The 14,668-nt window shown below is 73.1% G+C and carries 9 protein-coding genes; 4 read left to right on the forward strand and 5 right to left on the reverse strand.

Annotated elements, in window-relative coordinates; all coding sequences use genetic code 11:
• Positions 1-289 precede the first annotated feature (289 nt).
• Both lhgO and KWI83_RS29480 read right to left on the reverse strand, forming a co-directional pair.
• Positions 290-1,498, reverse strand: coding sequence for an L-2-hydroxyglutarate oxidase (lhgO, locus tag KWI83_RS29475; RefSeq protein WP_374106403.1), 1,209 nt, complete (start codon positions 1,496-1,498; stop codon positions 290-292).
• 175 nt (positions 1,499-1,673) lie between these two features.
• Positions 1,674-3,098, reverse strand: a complete 1,425-nt coding sequence (locus tag KWI83_RS29480) for an MFS transporter (RefSeq protein WP_218517416.1) — start codon at positions 3,096-3,098, stop codon at positions 1,674-1,676.
• Positions 3,099-3,843: 745 nt separating this feature from the next.
• On the opposite strand from KWI83_RS29480, the gene KWI83_RS29485 reads away from it, so the two are divergent.
• Entirely contained in the window at positions 3,844-5,934 is a 2,091-nt protein-coding gene (locus tag KWI83_RS29485; protein WP_218517417.1) for an asparagine synthase-related protein, read from the forward strand.
• A gap of 4 nt (positions 5,935-5,938) precedes the next feature.
• Here the strand turns inward: KWI83_RS29485 and KWI83_RS29490 are convergent, their stop codons facing one another.
• Together KWI83_RS29490 and KWI83_RS29495 are read right to left on the reverse strand one after the other, a co-directional pair.
• On the reverse strand, positions 5,939-7,747 hold the full coding sequence (locus tag KWI83_RS29490; RefSeq protein WP_218517418.1) for a sigma-70 family RNA polymerase sigma factor: 1,809 nt from the start codon (positions 7,745-7,747) through the stop codon (positions 5,939-5,941).
• 227 nt (positions 7,748-7,974) lie between these two features.
• Positions 7,975-8,724, reverse strand: coding sequence for a TetR/AcrR family transcriptional regulator (locus tag KWI83_RS29495; protein ID WP_218517419.1), 750 nt, complete (start codon positions 8,722-8,724; stop codon positions 7,975-7,977).
• A gap of 406 nt (positions 8,725-9,130) precedes the next feature.
• Here KWI83_RS29495 and KWI83_RS29500 point away from each other — a divergent pair, with 406 nt between their 5' ends.
• Together KWI83_RS29500 and KWI83_RS29505 are read left to right on the forward strand one after the other, a co-directional pair.
• Positions 9,131-10,516, forward strand: a complete 1,386-nt coding sequence (locus KWI83_RS29500) for an NAD(P)/FAD-dependent oxidoreductase (protein ID WP_218517420.1) — start codon at positions 9,131-9,133, stop codon at positions 10,514-10,516.
• A 242-nt stretch (positions 10,517-10,758) separates the two neighbouring features.
• Positions 10,759-12,405, forward strand: coding sequence for a SpoIIE family protein phosphatase (locus KWI83_RS29505; RefSeq protein ID WP_218517421.1), 1,647 nt, complete (start codon positions 10,759-10,761; stop codon positions 12,403-12,405).
• A gap of 24 nt (positions 12,406-12,429) precedes the next feature.
• On the opposite strand, the gene KWI83_RS29510 is transcribed toward KWI83_RS29505, so the two are convergent.
• On the reverse strand, positions 12,430-13,707 hold the full coding sequence (locus KWI83_RS29510; protein ID WP_218517429.1) for an MFS transporter: 1,278 nt from the start codon (positions 13,705-13,707) through the stop codon (positions 12,430-12,432).
• Positions 13,708-13,847: 140 nt separating this feature from the next.
• Between KWI83_RS29510 and KWI83_RS29515 the strand changes: the two genes are divergently transcribed.
• Positions 13,848-14,396 carry a MarR family winged helix-turn-helix transcriptional regulator gene (locus tag KWI83_RS29515; protein WP_218517422.1) on the forward strand — a complete coding sequence of 183 codons (549 nt, stop codon included), beginning with the start codon at positions 13,848-13,850 and terminating at the stop codon, positions 14,394-14,396.
• Positions 14,397-14,668 lie beyond the last annotated feature (272 nt).

The raw sequence follows: 14,668 nt of genomic DNA on the forward strand, positions 1-14,668 counted from the left end.
GGCTCGCTTGTGGCGGCTGTGGAGGCGGGTGCGGGGCTTGGGAGCGGGCGTGCGGGGTGTGCCGGTGTGCGTGCGGAGGCTGTGGGCGCGCCTGCGGCGGCTGTGGATGGGCGTGCGGGCTGCGGGCGCGCGTGCGGGGTCCGGGAGCGGGCACGCGGTATCTGCGGGCGTCGTGCGGAGGCGGCTGTGGATGAGGTTCGGGGGTTGTGGACGGGCGTGCGGGACCGCGGGCACGGGCGCGAGGCACGCGGCCGCTGCCGACCTGACAGTGCGGGCTGCTGTACGCGGCTCATGCCCGGGCCAGTGCGGTCAGTGCCCGTCGGGCCACCTCTCGGCCGATCGGCAGGGAAGCCGTCGCCGCGGGGGACGGGGCGTTCAGGACGTGCACGGCGCGCGCACCCTCCTGGATCAGGAAGTCGTCCACCAGCGTGCCGTCCCGGAGCACGGCCTGGGCCCGTACCCCGGCCGCCGCCGGGACCAGGTCCGCCTCCGTCACCGCGGGCAGCAGCCGCCGCACCGCCTCGGTGAACGCGGCCTTCGACACCGATCGCCACAGCTCCCCGCCCCCGTACCGCCAGTGCCGGCCCGCTATCCGCCACGCTCCGGGCCAGGCCAGCGTCCGGGCCAGCTCGCGGGGCCGGACCACGCCCCAGCCGTAGCCCTCGCGGGCGAGCGCCGGTACGGCGTTGGGGCCGACGTGGACGCCGCCGTCGATGCCGCGCGTGAGGTGCACGCCGAGGAACGGGAACGCCGGGTCGGGGACCGGATAGACCAGGCCGCGCACCAGCTCCGGCCGCGCCAGCTCGTAGTACTCCCCCCGGAACGGGATGATCCGCATGCCGGGATCGTCCCCGGTCATCCGGGCCACCTCGTCGCAGTACAGCCCGGCGCAGTTCACCAGCACCCGCCCCCGCACCACGGCCCCGTCCGCCGTCCGCGCGGCGACCCCCAGCTCCGGGCGCCGGTCGATGCGCAGCACCTGAGCGCCGTACCGGATCTCGGCCCCGGACGCCTCGGCCAGCTGCCGCGCGACCGCGACGAAGTCGCAGACCCCGGTCGTCCCGACGTGTATCGCCGCCAGGCCCCGCACCTCCGGCTCGTACTCCGCGATCTGGCCCGCGACCAGCTCCCGTACCGGAATGCCGTTCTCCCGGCCGCGTTGCACGAGCGCGTGCAGCCGGGGCAGCTCCGAGCGCTCGGTGGCGACGATCAGCTTGCCGGTGACGGCGTGCGGGATGTCGTACTCCGCGCAGAACTTCACCATCTCCGCCGCGCCCCGCACCGCGTACCGCGCCTTGAGCGAGCCGGGGCGGTAGTAGATCCCGCTGTGGATGACACCGCTGTTGCGCCCCGTCTGGTGGCGGGCGGGCCCCGCCTCCTTCTCCAGCACCGTCACCCGTGTCCCCGGCGCGGCACGCGTGATCGCATACGCCGCCGACAGCCCGACGATCCCGCCGCCGATCACCAGCACGTCACAGTCGTAGGCGACCTTCCGCACCCGCACCACCTCCCGCTATCGATAGTGCACTGCGCCACTGACAACGCCCTCAAACCAGCGCGCCGCCTATGGGGCCGCAGGCCCCCACAGGGGCGCGGGGAACTGCGCGACCAACCACGAACCACCCGCAGTCCCAAGACCACAGCAATGGGGCAGACGCTCCGGGACCCTCGGCCTACGCGGGAGCCATGAGCAAGGGCCGAGCCCGCTCCCGCAACTCCACAACCCGCGGCTCATCCCCATACGGCTCCAGCCGATGCAGAAGATCCCTCACATACTCCGTGGTCCGCGCGGACGATATCCGCCCCGCGACCTCCACCGCCCGCACCCCCTGCTCGCACGCCGCGTCGAGGTTTCCGGACTCCAGTTCGGCAACCGCGGACACGACAAGCCGCAGCCCGTGCGAGCGGACGAACTCCTCCGTCGGCCTCGACAACGCCTGCTCGGTGAACCGCCGTACCTGCCGCGGCGCCTTCAGATCCCGGTAGCACTCCGCCGCGTCGGCGGCGAAACGGTCGTAGGAGTAGAAACCGAGCCAGGACGGGTCATTGTCACCGTCGCGGGATCGTTCCAGCCAGCCCTCGGCCGCCTTCAGGGCCGCCCCGGCGGCCTGGGCGTCACCCGCGCGCGCGTGCGCACGTGCCTCGACCAGGCGGAAGAAGCTCATGGTGCGGGCGGTGGCCAGCCCACGGTTGCGCTCCAGTGCGGCCTGGGCGAGGTCGACGCCCTCGTCGCCGAAACCGCGGTAGGTCGCCTGCAGCGACATCGACGCCAGCACGTACCCCCCGAGGGGTACGTCAGCCGCCGCCCGAGCCAGCCGCAGCGCCTGGATGTAGTACCTCTGCGCGGCCTCCTGCTGCCCGGTGTCGAAGGCCATCCACCCGGCAAGACGCGTCAGTTCGGCACTCGCCCCGAACAGTGCCCGCCCCACCTCGTCGGAGTACGAGCCGAGCAGCAGCGGTGCCGCCTCCACCCGCAGGCACTCCGGGACCATCGACGAACGCCAGTCGCCGCCCCCGTACTTGGAATCCCAGCGCCGGGCGTCCTCCGCGGCCTCCCGCAGCTTCTGCACATCGCTGTGGCCGACTTTGATCGGTGCGCCGGAACCTTCCGCCGCGTTCGCCTCGCGCGCGACCGAGCTGTCGGCCGGGGTTATCAGCCACCGTGAGGCGGGCGTTGCGTATGCGCTCACTGCGAACGAACCGGCGAGCGACTGCCAGATGCCGCCGGAACCGGCCCGGCGGCCGGCGAGGTCGAGGCGGTACAGCTCCGTCGCCGACCGGACCGCCTGGCCGACGTCCCGGGGGAAGGCGAGGCCGACCTCCGGCGCGGGATCCGCGTCCGCCAGGCCGATCTCGTGCAGCGGCACCGGACGGCCGAGCTTCTGGCCGATCGCGGCCGCGATGAGGTGCGGCGCGGCACCCTGCGGCACCATGCCCTTCGACACCCAGCGCGCCACCGACGTCTTGTCGTAGCGAAGCGTCAACCCGCGTTGGGCGCCAAGGTCGTTGACGCGTCGTGCGAGTCCCGCGTTGCTGATTCCCGCGAGGGCGAGAACGGCGCCGAGCTTTTCGTTCGGCCCGCGTTGCTCCCTGGACATGCGCCACCCCTCGACACAGACGGCTGCCGTGCTGGCATAACCACGCGGCATTCGTAAACCCAGCGTAGTTCGCCGCATCCCAAGCGTTAAGGGGCATTGTTCCGGATGGCGGGATTGTGGTCCGTACGGAAGTGCGGTCCCGGTACGCACAGTTGTGGCGTGCTCCCGGTGTGTGGCCGTGCGCCCGTCCGTGCGCTCTTCTCCGGCCAACGGGGGAGCGATTCCATGGCTCTGCGTGGGTCGGCCCGCTGTACTGGACCAGTGGGCTGGGGGATACCGCCGCCTCAATCCCCGCGGGCGGCGGACCGGTCCGGGAGGCGTGCTCCGCCTCCCGGACCGTGCGTACGGGGAGCGGTGCGCAGAGCCTGTACGGAGCGTGCACGGAGCGTATGCACGTGCACCTGCCCGGGGTCGATTTGGCCGAAAATAGACCCCGCCCTCTGTGTGCAATTCCCGTGGCCACCACGGAGTTTGAGGGCGCGTTGGGGGTCACCAGGGAGCGTATCGGGGGCGCATTCGCGTCGTAGTCGCCTTGCGTCCAGCCGCTGTTGGGGCGGCCCCGAGGGCGTCATGCGGCGGCCTCCGGGGTATCTCCGGGGTGGTTCGGGGTTGCGCGAGGCGGTGCGCGGGGCGCATTCGAGGGATCACAAGCGGCACCGCCGCCGCTCTGCGGCGCGTTCTTCGTGGCAGCATGGTGAACCGGTTCGTACGGTGCACTGGTTGTCCACAGCCTGTGGAGGCGTCGATGCGGTGGTTGGTGGGTTGGAGCAGCACCGCCGCGGGAGCCGCCGGGATCGGCTCGGCGGGGGCCACCGGCTACGACGGCGAGAGCCTGCACCCGGTCGGCTCCCAACTCCTGTGGGGCGACCCGGATCCGCTGTGGGCGGTCGGCGACTGGCGCCCCGACGAGGTCCGCCTCGTCACGGCCGACGCCCAGACCCGCATCGCGGTCCTCGGCACCTGCGGCGCGACCGACGAGGAACTGCGCCTGGGGCTGTTCACCGCGCGCGGAGGGGCACTTCGGCATCTGACGGCCTGGCCCGGCAGCTACACGGCGGTCGTCCAGGTCGGCCGGCGCATCACCGTCTGCGGTGATCTGGCGGGCGCCAGGCCCGTCTTCCACACCCCCTGGGCGGGCGGCACCGCCTACGCGACCGCCGCGCTGCCGCTGGCCGACCTCATCGAGGCCAACCTCGACTTCGGGCACCTCGCCGCGCTGCTGGCCGCCCCCGACGTCCCCGCCGCGCTGCACGACTCCACCCCGTACGACGGCGTACGTCGCGTTCCGCCGGGGCATGCGCTGATCCTGCGCGCCGGGGCGCGCGAGGTCGCCGGATACGAACCGGTCGCCTCCCTCGCCGTCGCCGCACCGCCCGCCGACCCCGACCGCGCGGTCGACGCCGTCCGCGACGCCCTCGTCGAGGCCGTCCGCACCCGCCTCGCCGCCCCCCGGCACGTCCCCGGCGCCGACATCGACCCCGGGCCCGTTCCCGGCATGGGCCCCGCCGAACGACGTGCCGCGCGCGGGATGCCGGTCCCCGGCATCGGAGCGGACCTGTCGGGCGGGCCCGCCTCGGGCACGCTGGCGCTGCTGGCGGCAGGGCTGCCGGGCATGCCGGGCACCGTGCTGGGCCACGGCACCGGCGCGGGGGAGCGGCTGCTGGCGGTCACCTTCAACGATCTGGCGGTCGGCGGCCGGGAGGCCGAGCTGGAACGGGCGGGAGCACTGGCGGCCAACCCCCGCTTCCACCACGTGGTGGTGGCGGGCGGCGAGGAGACCCTGCCGTACGCGGACCTCGACGGCCCCCTGACCGACGAACCCGGCCCCAGCCTGGTCACCGCCGTCCGGCACCGCGCCCGGCTCGCCTCCGGCAGCGCGGACCACCTCACGGGCTACGGTGCCCGCCAGGTGCTGGACGCCCATCCGGCCCGCCTCGCCGACCTGCTGATGGACCGGCAGCGGCGCCACCTCGTCCGGCCGGTGGCCGCCCTCGCCAAGGCCGACGGGTCCGTCCTGGTCCCCGCGCGCGTGTACGCGGCGGCACGGCGGCTCGCCCGCACGCCCTACGGGTCGGGCCTGGAGAGCCTCGCCGAGCGGCTGCTGCAGAAGCGGTTCGAGGAACCCGGGGGCGCGGTCGGTGCCTCGCTCGCCGCGCTGACCTGGGCCAGACCCGGACCGGCGGCGCGCTGGCTGACCGGAGAGGCGCTGGCTGAAGTATCGATTCGCTTGCAGGGGGCCACACATCGCTCCGGCGCCGGGCTCGGACCCGGTCAGCGGCCGGGCGACTTCCGCGCGCGGGCGGCGCTCGCCCGTACGGCGGCGGACATCCGGGTGCTGGAACAGGCCGCCGAGATCCGCTTCCAGCGCCTGCACGCACCGTTCCTCGACAACCAGGTCGTACGCGCCTGCCGCGCCCTGCCCGAGGCCCTGCGGGTCCAGCCCGGGGCGCGCGCCGCGATCCTGCGTACGGTCCTGCAAGGGGCGGGCATCACCGACCTCCCGCCCGGCTGGGGCGCCCCCTCCCACGCACCGGCGGCCGCCGCGGCGCGGGCCGGTCTCCGGGTGGCGGTCGACTCCCTGATGGCACTGTTCGACACGCCCCTGCTGGCGGAGGCAGGTCTGGTGGAGGCCCGCGTCGTCCGCAAGGCACTGCGCGCGGCGACCCAGGGCGAACCGCTGCCCCTGGACGGCCTGGCCGACCTGGTGTCCCTGGAGCTGTGGCTACGACGGCTGCTGGCCCGTCGGGGCACGTGCTGGACCGGGACGCCCGCACGCGCGCGTGCGGTGCCCGCGGGGATCACGCCGCGGCGAGGAGCGCTGGCGTCCGGCGGGTGAGGGTTCACCCGCACGTGAACTCGGACTCCGCCCAGTCCGCCACCCCCACGTGGCCGACGTGGCCGTGCGGCTGTACGACCAGGCGTACCGTCCTGTGCCCGGTGAGGTTCACATGCACCGGTGTCGCCGCGTCCCCGCCCCTGATCAGGCCGGACTTCCAGAGCCGGGCGCCGTCGGCGTAGACGGAGAAGGAGACCGTGCCCAGGCCCATCGTCGAGTCGTCGACGCCGACCAGGGCGTCGTACGACGTGCACGCGCGGTTCAGGTCGACGGTGACGGACGACCGGGCGTGGACGCTGACCCCGCGCGCGTACGCCGTCCCGCCGATCGACAGGCCGTAGCGCTGCCAGACCCAGCCGCTCTCGCTCAGCCGCAGCTCGGGCTCGGTGCCGTCGCCCGTGGCGTCGTAGGACAGCTCGTTGAGCTGGTAGGAGACGGGGGGCGGGGGAGTCGGTGCCGGGGGCGGAGTGGGCGTTGGCGTGGGGGGTGGCGTCGGACGGGGTGTCGGGGTCGGCTCCGGGGTGGGGGTCGGTGTCGGGGTTGGGGTTGGTGACGGGGCGGGCGTGGGGGTCGGGTTGGCCGCGGGGATGACGGGGGGCGCTGGGGGAGGCTCCGGGGCCTGTACCGGCGGGGTGGGTGGGGGCGGTTCCGGCTGGGCGGCCGGGGCCGACGCGGGGGGCTTGGCCGCCGGCTTCCTCTCGGCCGGGACGTCGTTGCCGGCCAGGGCGATGGCCACGACCGCGATCGCCGTGGCCGCCACACCGGCCGCGACCCCGGCCTTCACCGGCGCGCCCAGGCCCTCCGACGCCGCCGCACCGCCCCCGCCGCTCGCCACGCCCGCCGCACCGGCCCCGGCGCCGCCCGCGACGATCCCGGCCGCCTTGGCGTACCCGGCGGCCCCGAACCAGCCGATGACCGCGACCGGCACGACGGCGGGGATGCCGCTCGCCAGTTCCTCGATCTGGGTCGCGGCCAGCCGGCACCTGGCGCACTCCTCCAGGTGCTTGCGCAGCCCCCGCTCGGCGCGGGTGCGCAGTCTGCCGCGGGCGTACGTGCCGAGCTGGTCGGCGTAGCGGGCGCACTCCTCGTCGCTGGTGAGCGTGGCGCTGACGTGCGCCTGGAGGTAGGCCTGCCTGAGGCCCTCGCGGGCGCGGCTGGCGAGCACGCGCGTGCCGTTGGCGTCGAGCCCGAAGAGCGTGGCGACCTCGCTCGGCGACTCGTCCTCGACCTCGGTGTGCCACAGCACGGCCTGCCAGCGCTCCGGCAGCGAGCGGAACGCCCGCATCGCCAGGGACTGCTCGGCCGCGTGCAGGGCGCGCACGTCCGCGCCGAGGTCCAGGGTGTCGGTGTCGGACACCTCGGAGGCGCGGGCGGACTGGGCGGCGAACACCGCGAAGTCATCGACGAGGTGCTCGCGTCTGGCGGAGTTCGTCCAGTGCGCGGCCACGCGCCGGACGGTGGTGAGCAGATAGGCCCGTACGGCGTGCTCGGGGCCGTGCCCGCCGCGTACCGCCTGGAGCATGCGGGCGAAGACCTCGGCGGTGAGGTCGTCGGCGGTGTGCGGGTCGCGGCAGCACGTGCGCGCGTACCGGCGTACGGCCTGCGCGTGGCGGCGGTACAGCTCCTCGTAGGCCGTGTCGTCACCCGTGCGCATCCGGCCGATCAGCTCGGTGTCGGACGGTGGCAGCTCGATCGGCGGCGGCAGGACACTGTCCTCCCGCCGCTCGCGCTGTGCCGGCACCTGGGGTGCGGTCGGACCGTCGACCTCACCGCCCTCGTCACCCCGTGACTCGTCCCGCCCGTCAGCGCTCATCCCGGAAAGCCCCCGCCGCCTGCCCAACCAGTGCCGAACAGGGGCCAGGTTGCCATATTGGCTTTTGTTCAGGAGGTGGTCGCGGAGACCATCCACCCGTCCGTGGGGGCCTGTCGTGAGCCAGTGCTGGGGCTCAGTCGTTCGGAGCAGCAGACCACGCGTTGCCGTGGGACACCGGTCGGAAAGGGGCGGGCGAGGCGTGGGCGGCGCGGCGCCCACGCCCACCGTCACACCGGCCGCGACCGCAGGCCCTCCAGGAGGATGTCCAGCAACCGCGCCGAGGCCGCCGCCTGCTGCGCCGCGTCCGGCAGCGAGGGTGCCGCCGTCGCGATCACCAGCAGGACGTCCGAGACCGACACGTCCGGCCGCAGCTCGCCCGCCGCACGCGCCCGCTCCACGAGCTGGCCCACCACGTCGAGCAGCGCCGCCGCACCCGCGTCGTCCCCGGCCGCCGCGGGCGCCTCCGGCACCAGCCGCAGCTCACCGCCGCCCGGCTGCGTCCGCTGCTGCGGCACGCGTGCCTCGTCGCTCTCGCCCTCCTCGGCGACCCCGACCCGCAGCACCTGCGGCGGCAGCAGCCGCCCGGCGCCGGACGCCACCGACGTGCGCAGGAAGCGTGACAGGGCCGACCAGGGCTCGTCCTCCTGGCCGAGCGCCGCCCGGGCCTGGTCGGTGAGCCGGGAGGTCTCCTCCTCGGCTATTCGCCGCACCAGGACGTCCTTGCTGGGGAAGCGCCGGTACACCGTGCCGACACCGACCCGCGCGCGGCGTGCCACGTCCTCCATCGGCGCGCCATAGCCCAGCTCGCCGAAGACCTCGCGCGCGGCCCGCAGTACATGTTCGAGGTTGCGCTGTGCGTCCACACGCAGCGGCGCGGTCCGCGGGCCGTCCCCGCGTCCGTTCCCCGCCACCGCGCCGACCGCGCCACCAGGTGCGATGGCAGACGCGGAAGACCAACGAGAATCCTGAATGTGCATACGAAATCCCCCGGTAATGACGTCTCCCCCCGGAGACACTCCCCGCCATTGGTAGCCGGAGCGCGTGGAACAGGCCCCTACCCGCGAGCCGGCCCGCCGGGCCGCCGGGCCCGCCCGTCGCGAACCCGGAGAACCGACGAGCGCATCCCCCTACACCCCGTCGACACACGAACATAGTTGAGAGACAGTCAATTCAGAAGGGGCAGGTTCCGCACGGAGCGCCCCCCGATCGGAGTACGGGGCGTATACGTCCTGATTGCGCCCCCCTGTCTCACCCGGCATACACCACCTGACCTGCACGGCTCCCTCCGGCCCGGTCATTTCGGCCAACCATGGGCACGCTCCCCGCCCGGTCACACAAATTGTCGGGGCTGTGGACAAACGCAAGCGACGGGTGCGTCATGGGATGGTGAAGGAACGTGCGCGCATTCTCGTTGTCGGCGGCGGCTACGTCGGGATGTACACGGCCCTGCGCCTGCAGCGGAAGCTGAGGCGGGAACTGGGGCGAGGCCAGGTCGAGATCACGGTCGTCACGCCCGACCCCTACATGACGTACCAGCCGTTCCTCCCCGAGGCGGCCGCCGGTTCCATCTCGCCGCGCCATGTCGTCGTACCGCTGCGCCGCGTCCTGCCCGGCTGCCGCGTGATCGTCGGCGAGGTCCGCTCCATCCGGCACGCCGAACGCCTCGCGACCCTCACCACTCTCGCCACCGAGGAGGAGGGCACGGGCGCCGAGCAGCTGTCGTACGACGAACTGGTCCTCGCCCCCGGTTCGATCTCGCGCACCCTGCCCGTCCCCGGTCTCGCCGACCACGGCATCGGCTTCAAGACCGTCGAGGAGGCCATCGGCCTGCGCAACCACGTCATCGAGCAGATGGACATCGCCTCCTCCACCCGCGATCCCGCGATCCGCGACGCGGCCCTCACCTTCGTCTTCGTCGGCGGCGGCTACGCCGGCGTCGAGGCGCTCGGCGAGCTGGAGGACATGGCCCGCTACACCACGCGGTACTACCACAACATCCGCCCCGAGGACCTGAAGTGGATCCTCGTCGAGGCCTCCGGCCGCATCCTCCCCGAGGTCGGCGAGGAACTCGGCCGCTACACGGTCACCGAACTGCGCCGCCGCAACATCCAGGTCCTCCTCAACACCCGCCTGGAGTCCTGCGCCGACCGGGTGGCGGTGCTCAGCGACGGACAGCGCTTCCCCACCCGTACGGTCGTCTGGACGGCCGGCGTCAAACCCCATTCGCTGCTCGCCGCCACCGACCTCCCGCGCAACGGGCGAGGCCGCCTGAAGTGCACCCCGGAGCTGGCGATCGAGGGGCACGCGCACGCGTGGGCCGCCGGTGACGCGGCCGCCGTGCCCGACGTCACCGCCGACGCGCCTCGCGAGCCCGGCGCATCCGCCGCGAAGTGCGCCCCCAACGCGCAGCACGCGCTCCGCCAGGCGAAGGTCCTCGGCGACAACATCGTCCACTCCCTGCGCGGCGAGCCCCTCCAGACGTACGCCCACACGTACGCCGGCTCGGTCGCCTCCCTCGGACTGCACAAGGGCGTCGCCCACGTCTACGGGCGCAAACTGAAGGGCTACCCCGCGTGGTTCATGCACCGGGCCTACCACTTGAGCAGGGTGCCGACCTTCAACCGCAAGGCGCGCGTACTCGCCGAATGGACCCTCTCCGGCCTCTTCAAACGGGAGATCGTCTCCCTCGGTTCACTCGAACACCCCCGAGCGGAGTTCGAACTCGCGGCCGGTGGAAAGCCTCCTTACGACCCGAAGGGGTCGACCTGACCATCCCGAGGAACTCCTACGGCCACCCCGGCGTCTGACGGATGTCGGCCCGGTCGGCCACCCTGCCAGACTGGTCCACGCGAGGGCGGGCCGCCACCCACCTGCCCACCGAACCCACGAGGCTTTTCCCAAGTGCTGCACTTCCCAGGGGCCGTGACAAGGCACGGCCACCGCCGCGTCACCCCTGGGGGACCGGGCCGGGTCCGGAGCCGGTCGACGACGACTACACGAGGCAAGGATTCGTGAACTTCACGCGCTGGAGCGCCCGGCTCCCCGGAACACAGCGCCGCGCCGCAGCGCGGACCGACCAGACGGTCACCACGAACCGTCGCGGGGACGGCTCCGTCCCCGCCGCCCGCGCCGAACAACTGACCGACGACCCGCCGTCCACCCCCGCCGTCGACGAACTGCCGGTACGCGCGGTCCTCGAACGCGTCCCCGCACTCGTCGCCCTCGTCCACGGCCCCGACCACCGCCTCGCCTACGTCAACGACGCCTACGCCACGGCCTTCGGCGGCCGCCCGCCGGGCGAACCGGCCGGCGAGGCCCTCCCCGAACTCCGCGACCTGGGCCTGCTGCCCCTGCTCGACCAGGTCCTGCGCAGCGGCAAGCCCCGCACGGTCAAGTCCCGCAAGGCCCCCGACGGCCGCTCCTACACCTTCACCTGCACCCCCGTGGCCGACGGCGACGGCCCAGGCGTCCTGATCTTCGCCACCGACGTCACCGACCACGCCGAGGCTGCCGAACGCCTCAGGGCCAGCGAACGCCGCCAGCGCGAGACGGCCGTCACCCTCCAGAGATCGTTGCTCCCCCAGGAACTCGAACAACCGGACGACCTGCGCATCGCCGTCGCCTACCAGCCGGGTGGCACGGAGGCCGCGGTCGGCGGCGACTGGTACGACGTGATCACCCTCGGCGGCGGCCGCACGGCCCTGGTGATCGGCGACGTCATGGGCCGAGGCGTCCGCGCGGCGGCGGTCATGGGCCAGCTCCGTACGGCGGTCCGCGCCTACGCCCGTCTGGACCTGCCCCCGCACGAGGTGCTGCAACTGCTGGACGGCCTGGCCACGGAGATCGACGCCAACCAGATCGCCACCTGCGTCTACGCCATCCACGACCCGAACGAGGGCCGACTGGTGTACGCATCCGCCGGCCACCTCCCCATCCTCGTCCGCGACGAGAACGGCACGGTCCTGCGTGCCGACGAGCCCAACGGCCCACCCCTCGGCACCGGCGGCTGGATGCACGCCTCGGGCTCGGTCCCGCTCACCCCCGGCTCCACGGCCGTCCTCTACACCGACGGCCTGGTCGAACGCCGGGACGCCGACCTCGACGAGGGCATCGAGGCCCTCCAGAACGCCCTCGCCGGCGCCACCGGCACGCCCCAGGTGATCTGCGACCGCCTGCTCCGCTCGGCAGGCGTCACCGCAGACCACGACGACGACGTGGCCGTCCTGGTCCTCCAGCACCCCGCCCGCACCGGCGCCGACAGCGACCTCTTCCGCAACGCCGCCCTGGAACTCCTCGGCGGCGTGGAAGCGGCCCCACGCGCGCGTGCCTTCGCCTCCGGCGTCCTCACCAGCTGGCGCTTCCCGACCGACCTGCACGACCTGGGGGTCCTGGCCGCCAGCGAACTGGTCGCCAACTCCCTCCAGCACGGCACCCCACCCATGCGCCTGCGCCTGCGCCGCACCGACCGCCGCCTGATCATCGAAGTCACCGACGGCGACGACCACCTCCCCCGCCGCCGCCGAGCGGAGCCGGGGGACGAGTCGGGCCGCGGCATCGCGATCGTGGCGACGATCGCCTCGGCGTGGGGCTGCCGGAGAACGCCGGGCGGCGGCAAGGCGGTGTGGTGCGAGTTCGCACTGCCGAGCAAGTCGATCTGACCGGCGCGGCTGCGGACCGTACGGCTACGCCTTGGTCGGCACCGGCTCCGCGGCCCCGCCCCGCGTCACGACACGGCTGCGGGCCGGCCACGGCTGGTCCTGCGCCTCGGTCAGCTGCCGCCCCAGCCGCAGGGCGAGGACGGTGATCCCCAGCGAGAACAGCAGGAACGTCACGATGTACGGCGCGTGCAACGAGGCCCCCATGGGCCCGCCCACCGCCGGGCCGACGGCCAGGGCCAGCTGCTTCACCAGGGCGAAGGCGGAGTTGTACTGCCCCGCCATCCCACCGGGCGCAAGATCGGCGACGAGCGGAGCCACCGTGGGCGACAACATCGCCTCACCCAGCCCGAACAGCGCGTACGTCGAGATGAAGGCAGCGGTCGCCATCTCCTGGCTGCCGTGCCCCAGCCCGGCGTACCCCGCCGCGACCCAGGCCACGGCCCAGATCAACCCCACGGCGGCGATCACCCGCGACCGCCGTCGCCGCTCCACGAACCTCAGCACCAGGAACTGCGCCACCACGATCATCGCGGTATTGGCGGCCAGCGCCGTCCCGAGCGCGGACGTGGAGATCCCGGCGGCCTCGACCCCGTACGCACTGAGCCCCGACTCGAACTGCCCGTAGCAGGCGAAGAACAGCACGAACCCGAGCACACACAGCTGCACCATCGCCCGGTTCCCCAGCAGCTGCTTCCAGCTGCCCTTGGCGGACACGGCCGCCGTCGGCGCATCCGCGATCCGCGGCGAGTGCGGCATCCGCACGGTCACCATCACCACGACCAGCAGCAGGAACATCGCCGCCTCGATCGCGAACAGCAGCGTGAACGACGACACCCGCGTCGCATCGACGAGGTGCCCCCCGATGAGCCCACCGACGCCGAGCCCGAGGTTCTGCAGAAAGAACTGCATGGCGAACGCCCGCGACCGCGTCTCCGCCGACGAGCAGTCCACGATCATCGTCGCCAGCGCCGGCTGCATCACGGCCTGCCCGGCGCCCAGCGCGGCCGACGACAGCAGTACGGCGGCCGCGCTGCCCGCGAGGCCCAGGCTCAGCGCGCCGATCGCGGCGGTGACCAGGGCGGCGAGCAGCACCGGCAGCGGGCCGCGCCGGACGATGGCCCGCCCGGCGAACGGCAGCACGATCAGCGCGGCCACGGCGAAGACGGCGAGGACGAGCCCCGCCGTCACGGCCCCCAGTCCCCGCACCTGCGCCACATAGACGTACAGGTAGGGGACGGTGAAGCCGAGCCCGAAGGCGCTGAGTGCGTTACCCACGTGGATCCGGCGCATCGCTGCGCCCATCGCCCTGGTCACGTTCACCTCTCTCAAGATCGCGAAGGCTTCAGAGGTTAGACCTGAAGACTTCGAAACTAAACTTCGAAGCTAAAGACTACATACAGAAGGACTTCAATGCCAACGAGCCTCGTGCGATACTTCGCCCCATGGGCGACACCCCCGGCGTCACTGAGCCGACCCTCGAAGAGCAGATCGCCGCGTACCAGCGCGAGTTCCAGGACCTCGATCCGCAGGTCGAGAAGATCGTCTCGGCGCTGTCCCGGCTGAACCGCCGTATGAACGTCGCCTACGGCCGCCAGACCGCCGCTCTCGGCATCAGCAACGCCGAGTGGGAGGTCCTCAAGGCCCTCGTCCTGTCCGGCGCCCCCTACCGCATGGGCCCCAGCGACCTCGCCAAGCGCCTCGGCCTCACGCCGGCCGCGATGACCCACCGGATCGACCGCATGGTCGCCGAGGGACTGGTGACCCGGGAGCGGGACGAGAGCAACCGCGTACGGGTGATCGTGGAGCTGACGTCGGAGGGCCGTGAGAAGTGGCTGGAGGCGATGCGCCTCGCGTCGGTCTTCGAGGAGGACCTCCTCCAGGACCTGTCCCCGGACGAGCGGACGACCCTCGGCGAGGTCCTGACCAGGCTCCTGCGCAGGGTGGAACACGCCCAGCCGGACGCGGGCGGCCGCCTCAGCGACCTCGACTGACGGGGCCCTCCGGCTCCTTACGAGGGGATGGACAGGGGGTGCTTGACAGCCCCCCGCCCGATCCGTAAGGTTCTTCGGGTTGCCACGGAGCCGTAACGGTTCTTCGGCAGCGCCTCCCGCCGCGAGAGCGGCAAACCAAACCTCCAGCACGATCTCCCGACGGGGTCGATTTCGGCGTGCCCGAATTCAATTCCGAATGGGACTCGGTGGCGTCGGTCGACTCGAATGAGAGTCGATTGGGAATCGCCGAGAGGATCCGCTAAGGTTTGAGA

This window comes from Streptomyces sp. TRM70350, from assembly GCF_019219825.1.
GTDB lineage: Bacteria > Actinomycetota > Actinomycetes > Streptomycetales > Streptomycetaceae > Streptomyces.